General features: G+C 31.2%; 11 protein-coding genes and 1 tRNA gene. 4 read left to right on the forward strand and 8 right to left on the reverse strand.

Annotated features, from left to right (window positions below; genetic code table 11):
- Nucleotides 1-13: 13 nt before the first annotated feature.
- The 4 genes from ACH2CG_RS02060 to ACH2CG_RS02075 all read right to left on the reverse strand — a co-directional run bounded on the left by ACH2CG_RS02060 (nucleotide 14) and on the right by ACH2CG_RS02075 (nucleotide 2,421).
- Nucleotides 14-87: transfer RNA gene (locus ACH2CG_RS02060), tRNA-His, on the reverse strand.
- A gap of 62 nt (nucleotides 88-149) precedes the next feature.
- The gene (gene bshB1 / locus ACH2CG_RS02065; RefSeq protein ID WP_395061706.1) at nucleotides 150-866 is read right to left on the reverse strand and encodes a bacillithiol biosynthesis deacetylase BshB1; all 717 of its coding nucleotides are present in this window, start codon (nucleotides 864-866) and stop codon (nucleotides 150-152) included.
- Between the two features lie 74 nt (nucleotides 867-940).
- Nucleotides 941-1,999, reverse strand: a complete 1,059-nt coding sequence (locus tag ACH2CG_RS02070; RefSeq protein ID WP_395061708.1) for a chorismate-binding protein — start codon at nucleotides 1,997-1,999, stop codon at nucleotides 941-943.
- Nucleotides 1,999-2,421, reverse strand: coding sequence for a PaaI family thioesterase (locus tag ACH2CG_RS02075; protein WP_395061710.1), 423 nt, complete (start codon nucleotides 2,419-2,421; stop codon nucleotides 1,999-2,001). Before ACH2CG_RS02075 ends, ACH2CG_RS02070 begins: the two co-directional genes overlap by 1 nt.
- A gap of 155 nt (nucleotides 2,422-2,576) precedes the next feature.
- On the opposite strand from ACH2CG_RS02075, the gene ACH2CG_RS02080 reads away from it, so the two are divergent.
- Nucleotides 2,577-4,178: a hypothetical protein gene (locus ACH2CG_RS02080; protein ID WP_395061712.1), complete on the forward strand. Its 1,602-nt coding sequence runs from the start codon at nucleotides 2,577-2,579 to the stop codon at nucleotides 4,176-4,178.
- Nucleotides 4,179-4,221: 43 nt separating this feature from the next.
- Here ACH2CG_RS02080 and ACH2CG_RS02085 read toward each other — a convergent pair whose 3' ends face one another.
- Nucleotides 4,222-4,899, reverse strand: a complete 678-nt coding sequence (locus ACH2CG_RS02085; RefSeq protein ID WP_395061714.1) for a hypothetical protein — start codon at nucleotides 4,897-4,899, stop codon at nucleotides 4,222-4,224.
- Between the two features lie 165 nt (nucleotides 4,900-5,064).
- Here ACH2CG_RS02085 and purL point away from each other — a divergent pair, with 165 nt between their 5' ends.
- The 3 genes from purL (at nucleotide 5,065) to ACH2CG_RS02100 (ending at nucleotide 12,822) form a co-directional block, all read left to right on the forward strand.
- Nucleotides 5,065-8,868: a phosphoribosylformylglycinamidine synthase gene (gene purL, locus ACH2CG_RS02090; RefSeq protein ID WP_395061716.1), complete on the forward strand. Its 3,804-nt coding sequence runs from the start codon at nucleotides 5,065-5,067 to the stop codon at nucleotides 8,866-8,868.
- A gap of 272 nt (nucleotides 8,869-9,140) precedes the next feature.
- Nucleotides 9,141-10,082 carry a hypothetical protein gene (locus ACH2CG_RS02095; RefSeq protein ID WP_395061718.1) on the forward strand — a complete coding sequence of 314 codons (942 nt, stop codon included), beginning with the start codon at nucleotides 9,141-9,143 and terminating at the stop codon, nucleotides 10,080-10,082.
- A gap of 334 nt (nucleotides 10,083-10,416) precedes the next feature.
- Nucleotides 10,417-12,822 (forward strand): TonB-dependent receptor domain-containing protein, encoded by a 2,406-nt coding sequence (locus ACH2CG_RS02100; protein ID WP_395061720.1) that lies wholly within the window; start codon nucleotides 10,417-10,419, stop codon nucleotides 12,820-12,822.
- 328 nt (nucleotides 12,823-13,150) lie between these two features.
- Here ACH2CG_RS02100 and secDF read toward each other — a convergent pair whose 3' ends face one another.
- From secDF to ACH2CG_RS02115, 3 genes are all read right to left on the reverse strand, one after another.
- A complete protein-coding gene (gene secDF / locus ACH2CG_RS02105; RefSeq protein WP_395061722.1) occupies nucleotides 13,151-16,138 on the reverse strand; it encodes a protein translocase subunit SecDF in 2,988 nt (995 codons plus the stop codon).
- A gap of 220 nt (nucleotides 16,139-16,358) precedes the next feature.
- Complete coding sequence (mdh, locus tag ACH2CG_RS02110; protein ID WP_395061724.1) at nucleotides 16,359-17,294, reverse strand: malate dehydrogenase; 936 nt, start codon at nucleotides 17,292-17,294, stop codon at nucleotides 16,359-16,361.
- Between the two features lie 30 nt (nucleotides 17,295-17,324).
- A partial coding sequence (locus ACH2CG_RS02115) for a DUF6588 family protein (protein ID WP_395061726.1) occupies nucleotides 17,325-17,920 on the reverse strand: 596 nt, incomplete at its 5' end.

A 17,920-nucleotide genomic window follows, 5' to 3' on the forward strand; every position in this document is an offset into this window, starting at 1 on the left:
TTAGCGTTTTTAGGGTGGATGACCGGGTTCGAACCGGCGACTTCCGGCACCACAAACCAGCGCTCTAACCAGCTGAGCTACAACCACCATTTTTAACGAGTGCAAATATATTGCAAAAGTTTCTTTTACGCAAAGAAAAAATGAAAAAATTATATCAAATTTCCTAAACTATTGACTGCCAAATATCTTTCTACTGTAAATCCTTCGGCATAACTTGTTCCTACGATTCTTCCAAAGTCTTGTGCTCTATATTTTACACTATCTAAAAAGTTTTTAGAGCTAATTGGCGATTCCGGTTCTTTAGAATTTGGATCATAAAACTGTGAACTGTAAGCCAAAATAGATTCCATTTTCACATCTATAAATTGAGATATGTCAACAACAAAATCAGGTTCTATGTTTTTCCACTGAATGTAGTGATAAACTACTTTTGGTCGCCAAACTTCTTGTTTTTCTCCATTCAAACTAGTCTCTATCATTCGTAAACCAGATAAAAAACAAGCATCAGAAACCAATTTACTTCCTTTTCCATGATCGATATGTCGGTCAGCAATGGCATTACAAAGTACAATTTCTGGCTGAAATTTTCGAATCATTTGAATAATTTTCATTTGATGCTCTTCATCATTTATAAAAAAACCATCACGCATATCTAGATTTTCCCTAACAGAAACTCCAAGAATTTGAGATGCTATTTCCGATTCTGAATTGCGAATTTCAACTGAACCTCGTGTTCCCAATTCGCCTCGAGTTAAATCTACAATTCCAACTTTTTTACCAAGGCTTATTTCTTTTGCTATTGTGCCACCACAACCCAATTCTACATCATCTGGATGCGCGCCAAAAGCTAGTATATCTAATTTCATTGTTTTTAATTTATTGTTTTGCAAATATAATGAGATTCTTAATTTTAAAATTCGTATTTTCTACATCGCAACCTTTACAAGACTTTTTTCATTGTTTGCGACTTATTTACTGTTTCTAAATATTCTTTTTCTGGATTACTACCTTTATTGATTCCGCCACCAACATATAACTTGGCTTGTTTGTTTTCAATTTTCATACAACGTAAATTGACAAACAAATCGGAATAATTTTCTTTAAATGTTAAAAAATCTTTATTCCATTCACCTAAAAATCCAGCATAAAATTCTCTGTCATAACCTTCATTTTCAACAATAAAAGACTTGGCTGCTTCTTTTGGAAATCCACAAACTGCTGGAGTAGGATGCATTGATTTTATTATTTGTTCTAAATAAGATTGATTTTCAAATGTTGCTTTTATATCTGTTTTTATATGAATTAATGAACCAGCTTTATAATTGTAAGGTTTTGAAACAAAAACCTCTTTGGCATACTTTTTTAAAGAATCAACAATAAAATCAGTTACAATTTGTTGTTCATTCACTTCTTTATTTGTCCATATAACAATCTCAGAGTCAGTATTTAAAATAGTTCCAGCTAAAGAAACTGTTTCAATTTTATTTTTGTTAATTTTTAAAAATTGCTCTGGTGTTGCTCCCATCCACAAACCAACTTTAGGATGAAAAAAAACATATTTAAAAGCAGTAGGATAATGATAAATTAATTTGCTAAAAACGGTTTCTATATCAAAATCTAAAACTGCAATCGTTTCAATTCTTGATAAAACTACCTTTTGAAAACTACCTTTTTCAATTTCTAAAACTGCTTTATGTACAAGCTTCTCATGACTAGTTTTGGCAACTAAATCAATTGGAAATTGCTTGTTATTTGGGAAAACAAAATCTGATGTTTCAACATTTTCAAAATAAATATCCGATTCAATTTCGGGAATTAAATATCTTTTTTTATTATCAAAAGAAACAAATGCAAATCCAGAATCGGCATTGTTTAATTCAAATAAAGAATCGTTCTTTTGAAAAAGCGCAATTATTTTTTCAGAATTAGGCTTGCAATAGGCCACAAAAGGCATTTGCTTGTTAAATTGTTCTCTACTTTTTTCGAATAAAATGCTCATTATCGTCTTGGTAAAACCATATTAGTCAATTTGCAAAGCGAAATTAATTTCTCGTTTTCATCCACAATTCTAATTTCCCACAAGTGAATACTTGCGCCTTTGTGAAGAATTCTTGCGGTTGCCGTTACCAATCCTTCTTTTTTACTTCTAACATGATTGGCCGAAATTTCAATACCGCGAACTTCTTGCCTTTCTGGATTAACAAACATTAGCGAAGCAGCACTTCCAACACTTTCTGCTAAGGCAACACTTGCGCCACCATGAAGCAATCCCATAGGTTGATGAACTCTAGGATTGACAGGCATTGTAGCTACTAAAAAATCTTCACCAGCATCGGTATATTCAATTTCCAAAGTTTGCATTAACGTATTTTTAGACCACTCGTTGCACAAATTCAACATTTTTTCTTTATCGAAAGACATAATTTTTTTATGCAAAATTAGTAATTTTTAATAGATTCGACAGATAGTTTAACGATTACAAACTAAAATTGTTATTATTGCGTTATTAGTTTTGGAAATTGCATTTTTGAATTTTCAAATAAATACATACATTTACCAAAATTAGATTTTATAACATGCGTAAATTACTTTTTTTATTATTTGCAGGAATAGCGATATCACTAACTTCATGTAGAGACGATTTTGCCTTTGAGCCAAGTACTGGCGGATTAGAATTCTCAAAAGACACCGTTTATTTAGATACTGTTTTTACCAATATTGGGTCAAGCACCTACCGTTTAAAAGTTTACAATAGAAGTGATAAAGATATTTCCATTCCTAAAATTCAATTAGGAAAAGGCATAACTTCCAAATATCGCATTATGGTTGACGGAATGACTGGCGATGCTGGTGCGCAAGGTAAAATATTCAGTAATGTTGAACTCTTAGCTAAAGATAGTTTGTTTATTTTTATTGAAGTAACAAGTGATGTTGCAAGCGCTAATCCTACTGATTTTCTTTATACAGACCAAATACAATTTACAAATATTTCTGGCGCTCCACAAACTGTGGAATTGGTTACTTTAATTCAAGATGCCTATTTTATTTATCCTAGTAGAACTCAAAATCCAGATAACAGTTATACCTATGAAAATATTACTTTAGGTCTTGATGATGCAAACCAACCTGTAACTATTATTGGAAGTAAGTTAGACCATAGTGATCCAATGAATGGCGATGAATTTCTCTGGAAAAGAGATAAACCCTATGTTGTGTATGGTTATGCAATTGTACCTGATACTGAAACCTTAAATATTCAAGATGGAGCACGAATTCATTTTCATGCAAATTCAGGATTAATTATCTCAAAAAATGCTACATTGAGAGTCAATGGTTTGGCAACAAACAATCCTGATAATTTATCAAAAGAAGTTGTTTTTGAAGGCGACAGATTAGAACCAGATTTTTCTGATGTTCCAGGTCAATGGGGTACAATTTTATTCTATTCTAAGAAAACTGACAATGTAATTAATCATCTAACAGTAAAAAATGCTACAGTTGGTATTTTAATGCAAAATTTAGCTTTACTTACCGATAATGATGTTCCAAATCTTACAATAAATAATTCTCAAATTTACAATTGTTCTAATGTTGGTTTACTAGCAAGAAAATCAACTGTAACAAGTGAAAACTTAGTTATTAATAGTTGTGGAGAAGCAAGTTTGGCTTGTACTTATGGCGGAACCTATAATTTCACCCATGGTACTTTTAACAATAATTGGAGTAGCTCAAAGCAAGTTGCTGTTTTATTGAATGATTATTTAGAGACAAGTACAACATTGTATGTAAACAACCCTACCAATATCTTTAATTTTACCAATTGTATTATTTTTGGATCTAACCAAGTGGAATTTTTTATTGATAGAAAAGGTACTTTCCCATTTTTACACAATCTAAAAAACACGTTGATTAAATTTAACAACAGCCAATTAAATGATACTGGCTTTTATAATTTTAATGCTGCTTCTGGACCATACAACAATTGTTATATTTCTAAAAATAATACTAATTATCTACCTAAATTTAAAAACATAGCAAGTAATAAATTGTGGCCAACACAAGATTTAAGTATTGCTCCTTCGCTTATGTTGGCATTACCAACATCAGTTTCAACAGACATATTAGGAAAAAACAGAACGCCAACTGTAAGTATTGGTGCTTATCAGTTTATTCCATAAAATTTAAAAAAATAAGCTATAAATTATACAAAAAGGTTTTATGTTATAATTTTTCAATAGTATTGACAAATGAAATGAGCTCTATAAGTTTTTTTTCATTTTTAAAAGATGTTTTGTTTTCTTTAATAAAAACTTCAACTTCATCAATGTTATTTGGAAACAATAGTATAAAATCTTTTTTCTTTTTTGGCATTTCAATAATTTTTTCAGATAGTTCTAAATAGAATTTTTCATCATTAACTCTGTAATAAGCAGGCGAAGGCTTATCGTAACTAGATTTAGGCTCAGATTTAGGAATTAAAGTAATACTCTCTTTCTTAAACAATGAAAATTTATCTTTTTTGTTGTTTAGCAATACTACAAAAAATCCTTTTTCAATTCCAGAATCTCCATTGTATGAAAGATATTTATATAATTTTTCAGCAATTTTAACCTCTAAACTGTCAGATTTTGTTAAATAATATTTTTTTTCATCTTTTAAAAATTCCATTTCATCCTTTTCGGCATTATACCTAATAAGAGGAGTAGTCCCAGAATAATTAGAAACTTTTGATGGCAAGTAAGTACTATTCATATATGGTGAACCATCTGCTAGCTCTGCACCGCCAAAAGCAGGAGTGTACATTAATCTTCCGCTTGAAGTTTCAATAGTTGAATAAGACTTAACTTGTGAAGTTGCATTTAAAGCACAAAAAATTAAACTATAATATATAAATTTCATTTGTATCTAATTTAGAAAATCAAATTTATGAATTAATTACATTAAAAACTATTCAAAAGTCTTTTTGATACTTCTATTTTTTTAAACTAAATTTGCATATACAACAATGCTGGGACAAAGTAGTAGTAAATTGTAACTTGTTCCAAGCAATAACAACACAACACAATGATTCATTTTTTCGGAAACGAAAGCAATACAGTCTTTGCCATTCATGCGCAAAACGAACTTTCGACAGAAACAATCTCAAAATTAAATTGGTTATTTGGCAACGCACATAAAATAGATAAATCCGTACTTGCGGATTTTTTTGTTGGACCACGTGCCGCAATGATAACACCTTGGAGCACTAATGCTGTAGAAATTACCCAAAATATGGGAATTGAAAACATCATCAGAATTGAAGAATTTCAAAAAGTTTCAGAATCTTTTTCAGATTTTGACCCTATGCTTTCGCAAAAATATACGGAGTTAAATCAAGAAATTTTTACCATCAATATTCAACCCGAGGCTATTCTTGAAATTGATGATATTGCAACTTACAACAAACAAGAAGGTTTGGCGCTAAACGATGAAGAGGTTGTTTATTTAGAAAATTTGTCTGAAAAAATAAATAGAAAACTTACAGATTCGGAAGTTTTTGCTTTTTCACAAGCCAATTCTGAACATTGCCGTCATAAAATTTTCAATGGTACTTTTATCGTTGATGGCGTTGAAAAAGAAACTTCGTTATTCAAGATGATTAAGAAAACAGCTGCTGAAAATCCAAACGATATTGTATCAGCTTACAAAGATAATGTAGCTTTTGTAAAAGGTCCTAAAGTAACGCAGTTTGCTCCAAAAAGCGCAGACAAACCTGATTTTTATGAAGAAAAAGAATTTGATTCGGTACTTTCATTAAAAGCAGAAACACACAATTTCCCAACAACTGTTGAACCATTTAATGGCGCAGCAACTGGTTCTGGCGGAGAAATTCGCGATAGATTGGCTGGCGGACAAGGATCGTTACCTTTAGCTGGAACTGCTGTTTACATGACTTCGTATTCAAGATTGACAAACAATCGAAAATATGAAGAAGCAATGGCGGAACGTCCATGGTTGTATCAAACACCAATGGATATTTTGATAAAAGCATCCAACGGAGCATCCGATTTTGGAAATAAATTTGGGCAACCTTTGATTACAGGTTCGGTTCTGACTTTTGAGCATCAAGAGAATAACCCTGTCAGAGTTTTGAACTCTGATAGGGTTGAAAAACTTGATAATCGTAAGTTAGGTTACGACAAAGTAATCATGCAAGCCGGAGGAATTGGTTACGGAAAATTAGATCAAGCCATAAAAAAGAAACCACAAGAAGGCGATAAAATTGTAATTCTTGGTGGTGAAAATTATAGAATTGGAATGGGTGGTGCAGCAGTTTCATCTGCCGATACTGGAGCTTTTGGTTCTGGAATTGAATTGAATGCCATTCAACGTTCGAATCCCGAAATGCAAAAACGTGCAGCCAACGCCATTCGTGGATTGGTAGAAAGTGATAACAATCCGATTGTTTCTATTCACGATCATGGTGCTGGTGGACATTTGAATTGTCTATCTGAATTGGTTGAAGAAACTGGCGGATTAATCGATTTAGATAAATTACCTGTTGGCGATCCAACGCTTTCTGCTAAAGAAATTATCGGAAACGAATCGCAAGAACGAATGGGATTAGTAATTGGTGAAAAAGATATCGAAATTCTTCAAAAAATTGCCGATAGAGAACGTTCTCCGATGTATCAAGTGGGTGAAGTTACTAATGATCATAGATTTACTTTTGAAACCCGAAACGAAAAGTATTTTACCGAAGAATATAAAAATCGGGTTCTTGACTTCCAAAATTTAAATAATACTCAGGAAAAATCAAAATCTACTGGATTAAAACCTATGGATTATGCTTTGGAAGACTTTTTTGGAAGTTCGCCAAAAACCATCATGAACGACAAAACTATTGTTAGAAATTATAGTGATTTAGAATACTCGCAAGATAAAATCCCAACCTATATTGAGCAATTGTTTCAACTTGAGGCTGTTGCTTGTAAAGATTGGTTAACCAATAAAGTCGATCGTTGCGTTGGCGGAAAAGTAGCTAAACAACAATGTGTTGGACCATTGCAATTGCCCTTGAACAACGTTGGTGTGATGGCATTAGATTATAACGGAAAAGAAGGAATTGCAACTTCTATTGGCCACTCGCCTATTTCGGCGTTGATTGATCCAAAAGCTGGAAGTAGAAATGCTATAGGTGAAGCGTTATCGAATATCGTTTTTGCACCTTTGAAAGACAATTTAAAATCGGTTTCACTTTCTGCCAATTGGATGTGGGCTTGTAAAAATGAAGGTGAAGACGCTCGATTATACGAAGCAGTTGAGGCTTGTTCCGAATTTGCTATCGAATTGGGAATCAACATTCCAACAGGAAAAGATTCGCTTTCAATGAAACAAAAATATCCTAATGATGAAGTAATTGCACCTGGAACAGTGATTATTTCTGCTGGAGCCAATTGTTCAAATATTACTAAAGTTGTGGAACCAGTTTTACAACGCAATGGTGGTTCTATTTACTACATCAATTTATCGCAAGATGATTTTAAATTGGGCGGAAGTTCGTTTGCTCAAACACTTAATAAAATCGGAACTGAAACTCCAACTATAAAAGATTCTCAATTTTTCAAGAAGTCATTTAATACTATTCAAGATTTAATTAAAGACCGTCAAATTGTTGCTGGTCATGATATTGGAAGTGGTGGATTAATCACAACTTTGCTAGAAATGTGTTTTGCAGATGTAAATTTGGGTGCAAAAATATCGTTTGATTCTTTTGCAGAAAAAGATTTGGTTAAAATTTTATTTTCCGAAAATATTGGAATTGTGCTTCAAGCAAAAGATGATGCAACATTCGAAAAAGCCTTTGAAGGAATAGAGATTTTTAAGATTGGTATTGTTTTAGAAGGCAGTTTATTAGAAATAAGTACATCGACTGCGCTCAGTGTGACAGAACTAAATATTCCAATTTATAGAAAAATGTGGTTTGAAACCTCATTCCTACTCGACCAAAAACAAACTAAAAATAATAAAGCCAAAGAACGTTTTGATAATTTAGGGCAACAAGCTTTAAACTATAAATTCCCAAGTCATTTTACTGGGAAGCTTGAGTTAAAAAGCACCTCGACTGCGCTCGGTGTGACAAGACCAAAAGCAGCCATAATTCGTGAAAAAGGAAGTAATTCTGAACGTGAAATGGCAAATGCTATGTACTTGGCAGGGTTTGATGTAAAAGACGTTCACATGACCGATTTAATTTCGGGAAGAGAAACTTTAGAAGAAATTCAGTTTATTGGAGCTGTTGGAGGATTTTCTAATTCGGATGTTTTGGGTTCGGCTAAAGGTTGGGCTGGAGCATTCAAATACAACGAAAAAGCAAATACTGCTTTGAAGAATTTCTTCAAACGCGAAGACACCTTATCAGTTGGAATTTGTAATGGTTGCCAGTTGTTTATGGAATTGGAATTGGTAAATCCAGAGCATGAAATTCACGGAAAAATGCAACACAACGATTCGCACAAACACGAAAGTATTTTTACATCGGTGAAAGTGCAAGAAAATCATTCGGTGATGTTATCGACTTTGGCTGGAACGACACTTGGCGTTTGGGTTTCGCATGGTGAAGGAAAATTCAAATTGCCTTATGATGAAAGTCAGTATAATATTGTGGCAAAATATGGTTACGAAGGTTATCCTGCCAATCCAAATGGTTCTGATTTTAACACTGCAATGATGTGTGATTCAACAGGAAGACATTTGGTAATGATGCCACACATTGAACGATCAACTTTTCCATGGAATTGGGCACATTATCCAAACGATAAAAAAGATGAAGTTTCGCCTTGGATTGAGGCTTTTGTTAATGCTCGATTGTGGGTTGATAAACAATAAATCGCTTTAAAATAGTATTTGAAATCCTTAATTGTGTTATTACTATAAAGATAATCATTATTATATATTATTAATTTGAAAATCATTTGGTTATAAAAAATTACTTTAGACGAAGTCAACTCTGAAAATATAACATAGAATTAATTCTTACCTAACTTAAAATGTCTTAAAGTATTTAATCGGAATTTGATGTACTTTAACGATAATGCTGTTATTAGTTTTGCTAAAATGTTAATTTTGTATTATCAAACAATAAACTAAACTTCTAATTAATGAAATTTATTAAATCAATTTTTTCAACTATCAACGAATTTTTTCAAAGATATTTTGTTGCTATAGCTTTTATCGTGGGGGTTTTACTGTTAATATATTCTGAAACAAATAAAAATTATAAGCAAGTTTGCCACACTATCGGCTCAATTATTTTAACAAGTGGTATTTTTGCTGGCATAGCTAAAAGTAGTCAATTCACTGAAATATATAAAAAAATTATTCGAGATATAATATACTCGCAAGAGCATTTGGAAGTAAGAAAAGATTTAGAGGATATGTGGGAAAAAGTAACTCAATCTTTAAGTAAACAAAAATTCTCGACTATAAGTGATGCCATAAGAACAAATATAAAAAAGTACTTTTTACCTGTCGATCATGATTATTACTATGATAATTTTAATATTGAAATGAATATCGAATTTTTAGATGAAAGTAAGGAATACATTCTTGTAAGTGAGTTTGTTTCATATACAATTGTTTGTGATGATGAAGAATTAAAAATTGACAATAAATTTAAATGTGGTATAAAAATTGATTTGGCAAATAAAGAAAAAACTACACATAATCTTAATAAACTTTCTATTAACAATGAAATTTATGACAATCCAACAAATTCACATATTGAAAGTAATTATTTATGGACTAATTATGAAAATGTTTTAAAAGGTAAAAAATCATACTTAATAAAAAGAGAGGAAACTAAACAATATAACCTAAATTATAATAACATCCGAAAACATCTAGCAATGTGGATATATAACGATTTAACTATTGACATAACTTATCCCAATGACTTATATATAGAATTTCACGATATGGGTGTTTTAAATAGTTTTAGCATTGAAAAAAAGAATAGTAAAGCTTTTAAAAGATTTAAAGCAGAATACAAAGGTTTAATTTACAAAAACCAAGGTTTTTTTTTAGAATTAAGAAAAAAATAACAATGATTAATAAATAAAAACTTATATTTGAACGTTCATTACTAAATTAACTAATACATTTTCACTATGAAATCAACTATTATGGACATCGTTATTGGATAACAATAGCGTTCTAAAATTAAATCATCAACACAAAAGCCACTCTCAACTGAGTGGTTTTTTACTTCTAACAAAATCCTCGAAATTTAATTTTAATTAAATTATTTCCAATAAAATAGTTTACGTTAAATTGAAGGAATTGTGAATTCCAGATTATAGATTAACAACAAATTAATTAAGCAATTTTTAAGAATTTGATAAATTGGCAATAGACAGAAATAAATATCTTTGCTAAATGAAAAAACTAAACATTAAACTGACTTTACTGATTATTATATCAAGTATTTGTCAGTTTTCTTTTGCGCAAAAAGCTGAGATTAAAGGTAAAGTTTCTGACGAAAAAGGAAACTTAGAATTTGTAGATGTAAATCTAAAAAAAACATCCGATACAACCAAAATCGTGGGCTTTACTTCTACCGATTCAAATGGGAATTTTTCTATAGAAAACATCGATTTTGGGACGTATACCATCCAATTTCGACTTATTGGTTACAAGATATTTTCTCAAAAAATAACGGTTTCTGTAACACCATTTAATTTGAATATGATTCAATTACAAAGTGATGCTGTGCTGCTTAACTCGGTTGTGGTGACTTCTCAAAAGAAACTTATACAGAAAACACAAGAAGGTTTTATTTTTAATGCAACTGCTACTATTTCGCAAATTGGCGGAACAGCAACCGATTTATTAAAAAGCATACCAACGGTTTCTGTCGATGCTGATGGTGGTATAACCTTGAGAGGAAAAGCGCCACTAATATTGATTAACGGAAAGAATTCGGCGATAACAAATGTAGATCAAATTGCTGCGAGTAGTATAGACAGCATTGAAATTGTAAATAATCCAACTGCAAAATATGATGCCAATGCCGAAAGTGGTGTAATCAATATCAAATTAAAAAAAAATAACCAAAATGGTACTAATGGTTCGGTTGTTTTAGGCGCAGGTTTCGGAGCAAAAGGACGAATTAATAGTTCATTTCTTGTAAATCATAAAACAAAAAAATGGAATTTTGGTTTGGGTTATGACAATAGATTTGCTGGAAGAACTCGGAAAATTAATGCTAGTAGAACCAATTATTTTATTGTCGATGAGCATTTGTTGACACAAACAAGAGATGACAAACGATTGGAACAATTACAAAATTTGAATTTAAACATTGAATTTTCGCCCAATGATAAAAATAATTTTTCGTTTGAAGCCACTGCAAATACTGAAGGTCAAGATAACAATGAAACTTTGATTAGTTTATTAACGACAAATACCAATGCATTTTATTCTAACAATAAAAGACATTCGTTAGAAATAGAACGTTCTAAAGTAGCCGAATTTGCTTTAAATTATGAACGAAAATATGCCGATGACAGAAAAAGTTTAACTTCAAGTATAACATCATCATTCAATAAAGCCAAAGAAAATACCGATATTGATCAATATAATTATGATTCAAATTACACGCAAATTGGAACTGTATATTTGCAAAGAACTCATAATTATGAAAATGAAAATGTGTCTAATGCTAAATTGGATTATGCTTTTCCTATTTCTGAAAAATCGATTGTAGAAACTGGATACAAAGGAACTTTTAGATTTTTTACATCCGAGTTTGAAAGTGCTGATAAAATTAATAATGATTATATTGTAAATAATATTGCAAGTAATACCTTCAAATTTAATGAACAAATAAATGCTGTTTATGGAATGTTAAATTCGTTTATTGGCACCAAGGAAAATCAAAGATGGAATTACAATTTAGGTATAAGAGTAGAACAAGTTAATAACAATGGGAAAACTGTAACGCAAAACACCGATTTTAACACTAATTATATAAAATTCTTTCCTTCGGCATCATTGAAATACAATGTAAAATCGGATGAGTTTTTAAAAATTGGATACAGCAAGCGAATTAACCGTCCGCAATTGGGACAGTTAAATCCGTTTTTGGATATTACCGATGCATTAAATCCGCATAGTGGTAATCCTTATTTGAAGCCCGAAATTGTAAATGCTTTAGAATTGGGATATGACAAAGAATGGACAAAGTGTTCATTATCTGTAAATTCATTTTATAGAAATGCTACCAATACCATAAAACAATATTCAGAACTTCAAGGTAATGGAGTAATCTTATTGTCACCGAGAAATTTTGGAACTACTATTACTTATGGACTAGAAACTATTATTAACCTAAAGTTTTTAAAATTCTACGATACAAACATTAGTTTTACAGCTTTTCAGCAAAATATAAACGGTTCTAATGTAGCCGAAGACGTGGTTAGCAAAGCGTTTAATTGGTATGGAAAATGGATTAATAATTTTGTTCCTTGGCAAAATGGGAAGGTGCAATTGATTGGGAATTATAATTCAAAATTGGCTACGCCTCAAGGGAATAGAGTTGCTATTTATAATATTGATATGGGTTTTCAGCAAAAATTAGGAAAAGGAAATGCTCGCTTGGGATTAGTTGCAACAGACGTTTTCAATACTTTACAAAGCGGTTATGAAAATAATACTGCAAATTTTACTAATAACAGAACATCCAAATCTGATACACGAGCAGTTCTACTAACATTTGCCTATACTTTTAAATCTACATTTAAGGAAAAATTGATGGACAATCAGTTTACTCCAGAGTACTAGTTTATAAGGTAATGTATTAAAATAGTTGGTGCTTTTAATTTTAGATTTATTAAATTTTAGAGGGTTTTGTTCTGCTGAGGTATGATTGACAAGCAATAAAAATTTGTAGTAAATAAAAAAATGAGGTGGTGAAAACTGCCTTTTTAATTTCATTTTTGGTATTTTTTTTACTTTAAATATGCTTGTTATCACTATTGTAAAATACAAATACCATTTAAAAAAAGAAGGTTGAAACCACTAAAAAAAAAACAGCACCACTAAATGGTGCTGTTCTTATTTTTAAATTATTTTTTCTACTATCAATGATTTATAGAAATAATATTAAATATTATTGTTGGTCTTGAAAGTGACGTTTTTCTATATCTTCTAAATCTGATTTTCCCATTGTATCAACCAAAACCGGTGTTGCAATGAATAAAGAAGAATAAGTTCCTACAATAATACCTATAAGCATTGCAAAGATAAATCCTCTAATTGATTCTCCTCCAAATAAGAACATTGTTAATAATACTAAAATCATCATTAATGAAGTATTTAAAGTTCTTGATAAAGTCGTATTAATAGAAGCGTTTACAACATCTTTAAAGTGACCTTTTCTATTACCAGCAAGAAATTCACGAATTCTATCATAAACGATTACAGTGTCGTTCATAGAATAACCAATAACAGTTAATATTGCAGCAATAAAGTGCTGATCCATTTCCATGTGGAATGGCATTATTTTATAAAACCAAGAATAAATACCTAAAACAAAAATTACGTCGTGTAAAACAGCAGCTATAGCTCCTAATGAATATTGCCATTTACGGAACGAAATCACTAAGTAAAGACCAACAACTAACATTGCACCTAAAACAGCCCAATAAGAGTTAGTTTTAATATCTTCAGAAATAGCAGCACCAACTTTAGATGCTTGCAATACTCCTACTTGTTTCCCATCGTAAGAATTAATGAATTTGTTGTAATCTGTATTTGTATAATATTTACTTAATACTTTAAATAATTTCTCATTTACTTCTTTATCAACTCCTGCACTTTCTTCTTTGATTTTATATTTTGTAGTCAATTTTAATTGATCATCATCACCAAAAACTTTAGCTTCTACCGCAGTACCAAATTCTTTAGATAACTCTTCAGAAATTGTAGTAGGATCTACAGTCTTTTCAAATTTAACTTGAAAAGTTCTTCCACCTACAAAGTCAACACCTTCGTCAAGTCCGTTAATAAAGAAAATAGAAACTAAACTTACTATAACAACAACTGATGAAAAGATGTACGTCCATTTTTTCATTCCGATAAAATCAAAATGGAAACCTGTAAACCAGTTTTTAGTTAATGTTGTAGAGAACGTCAATTCTTTATTGTTAGCAACATCTCTATCTATAAAAATTCTAGCGATAAAAATTGAAGTAAATAATGAAGTAAAAATACCTATTAATAAAGTAGTAGCAAAACCTTGAATTGGTCCTGTTCCAAAAATAAATAAAATTGCTCCAGTAAGAACGTGAGTAACGTTAGCATCAATAATAGATCGCATTGCACCTTTCCATCCATAAGAAGTTTTAACTGCATCTGGTAATGTTTTTCCTTCTCGCAGTTCTTCTTTTGCTCTTTCATAAATAATGATGTTCGCATCTACTGCAGTACCTAATGTTAAAACGATACCAGCAATTCCAGGTAAAGTTAATACAGCACCTAAGCTTGCTAAAATACCAAATAAGAAAAGTAAGTTAACTAATAATGCAATATTCGCATACCAACCAGCTCTACCGTAGTAGAATACCATCCATAAAAATACTAATAAGAAACCAACTATAGATGAAATAAACCCTGCATGGATTGCTTTTTCTCCTAACGATGGTCCTACAACTTCAGATTGAACAATTTCAGCAGCAGCAGGCAATTTACCAGCTCTCAATACATTTGCTAAATCTTTAGTTTCTGCAACATCAAAGTTACCAGAAATTTCAGATCTTCCACCAGCAATTGGTCCAGTAGAAACTCCAGGAGCAGAATAAACTACATTATCTAATGCAATAGCAATATATCCTTTTTGTGTGTAAGCATTTCCTGTTAATTCTTCCCATTTTCTAGCACCTTGACCGTTCATTTGCATTGAAACAGCAGGCTTTCCTGATTGATCAAAAGTATCTCTTGCGTCTGTAATAACTCCACCACTTAAAGGTGCAGTATTATCTTTATTTCCTTTTAAAGCATAAAGCTCAAAAGTTTCAACATCTTTTTTTGTTTTTTCGTCTTTGGTAACTGTTGGTTTTCCCCAAACAAATTTAACAAAACGTTTATCCGCAGGAATTAGAGCGCGAATTTCTGGTCTTTTAAAGTACGAATTAATTTTGGCTGTATCCTTTACGGCTACTATTCCTAAAACTGGACCACCACCTTGAGCGAAGAATTTATCCAACAATGGATTACTACCTTTTTTATCGGCAACTGAATCTTTAGTTTTATCAGTCAACATTTTATTGATAGTGTCCGTTGCGTTAGCTTTCACTTCTTTAGTAGCAACAGTTTTTTCAGTAGCTTTCAATGCCTCATTAGCAGCCATCAAGAAACCACCCATATCGTCAATCTTGTATGTTTCCCAGAACTCTAATTGTGCTGTTCTTTGTAATAAAAGTTTAATACGGTCAACATCTTTTGCTCCTGGCAATTCTACAAGAATTCTTCCTGTTTGTCCAAGTTTAGCAATATTAGGTTGTGTAACTCCAAATTTATCTATACGTTTTCTCAATACTTCAAAAGCGCTTTCTACAGATTCATCAACTTTTTTATTGATTACTTTTTTAACTTCTGCATCAGTCATTTTAAAATTGATAACATCAGATAAATTTTTGTTTGCAAAAATACTTGGATCAGCAAGTTTTACTGTTCCATTAGAGTTTGCCTCAAATGCTTCGTAAAAAGCATCAAGATACGATTGATTTCCTCTCAGGTTGTTTTTTGCATCTACTAAAGATTTATTAAAAACTGGGTTTTTAGAATCATTAGCAAGACCTTTTAAAACGTCTTTAACAGAAATTTGAAGTATTACATTAATACCTCCTTCAAGGTCAAGACCTTTATTGATTTGTTTTCCACTTACGTCAGCATAAGTGTAATCTATTAATCCAAACAAGCTGAAAACCTTTTTGTTTTTCAAATCATTTAGATAGTCTACTTCCTTTTGTTGATTTCCGTTAGCAAAAGCTTTAGCATCGTTTTGTATCCCATTTGAAACAAATGTGAAAGAAAGTTGGTAAATGCTTACCAATGCAAATAGAATTGCGAAAAATTTAATAAGTCCTTTATTCTGCATTATTACTAAAAATTAATTATTTTTTGTTTGGTTATAATTTAAAAAAAGCAAAACTAGAGTAAGCCATTGATTTTCAAGTTAAATCAAAAGAAATCTCTATGTGCACTTTTTTTGAAACGTGCAAATATATAATTAACCTAAAGATTAACAAATTATTTACACATTAATATCAAAAAAAAGACTGCAAAAATGCAGTCTCTTAAAAGATTTTGCTTTTATTTTATGATAAAACCGATTTTAAATCGGCATTCATTGCTCTTACAGCATCTGCACTTTTAGCAAATTTAGATTTTTCATCCTCGTTCAAATTGATGTCAACAATTTTTTCAACACCATTTTTTCCAATAATACAAGGAACACCAATACAAATATCATTTTGTCCGTATTCACCTTCAAGAAAAACTGAGCATGGAATCATTTTCTTTTGATCATTTAAAATAGCATCTACTAGGAATGCTACCGATGCACCTGGCGCATACCAGGCTGAAGTTCCTAATAAACCTGTTAGTGTTGCTCCGCCAACCATTGTATCTGCTGCAACTTTAGCCAATTCTTCTTCAGAAAGAAATTGCGAAACTGGCACACCATTGTAAGATGCTAAACGTGTTAACGGAATCATTGTAGTATCACCGTGACCACCAACAACCATTCCTTGAATATCATTTGCAGGTTTGTCTAATGCTAATGATAAATAAGTTTTAAAACGAGAACTATCTAAAGTTCCTCCCATTCCAATAATTCTATTTTTGGGTAATCCTGTAGCTTTATGTGTCAAGTAAGTCATTGTGTCCATTGGATTGGAAACTACAACTACAATTGCATTAGGAGAATGAACCAATAAATTTTCAGCTACTGTTTTAACAATACTAGCGTTAATTCCTATTAATTCTTCGCGAGTCATTCCTGGTTTTCTTGGAATTCCAGATGTAATAACTACTACATCACTCGCCGCTGTTTTAGAATAATCATTAGTACTTCCAACCATTTTAGTATTGAATCCTAAAGTGGTTTGGGTTTGCATAATGTCTAACGCTTTTCCTTCTGCAAAACCTTCTCTAATGTCTAATAATACGATTTCACTCGCAATTCTTCTGTAAGCAATAGCGTCTGCGCATGTAGCTCCTACGTTTCCTGCTCCTACTATGGTAACTTTCATTGTATTGTGTGTGTTTATATTGATACTAAATTAAAATTCATATTGTATAGATAAGTTTGTATTTACAAATTTACCAAAAGCTATTGAAGATTGTACATAAATTTTGCTAAATTGATATCTACCAGAAATTTCTCCAATGGTATTGTATTTTATCTTGTAAATTTCTTTAAGTTTTTCATTAAATATATATTGAACTGGAATTACATCTTCAATACCTCCTTTTTCTCCGGATAATTTATATTCGAAATCACTTTTATTAGAAATAACACTTAACATTAATTCAAATTTCTTCCATTCTTTAGAACCACTAACTTGAAATTGCCAGGTATCGACCAATCCTGTAATTTTATTTATTCCAAGACTTCCGTAAGGCGTTTGAACATCAAGAAAATCGAAACTAACATCTTCTTTTGAATAAGCAATCATTGTGGCAAAGTTGATTTTATTTTTAACAAATGATTTTATGTATTGACTAAAATTATGTTTTAATCCAAAACCATAAACTTGATAATCACTTCGTTTCAATTTTACTTTTGTAGAAAATTTTCCGATGACTTCGAATCCTTTCCATAATGAGATAGAACCTTGAAAGTAAGGATAAATAACTTCATTATCATCTACACCTT

The organism is Flavobacterium sp. (assembly GCF_043778725.1).
In the GTDB taxonomy this organism is placed as follows: Bacteria; Bacteroidota; Bacteroidia; order Flavobacteriales; family Flavobacteriaceae; genus Flavobacterium.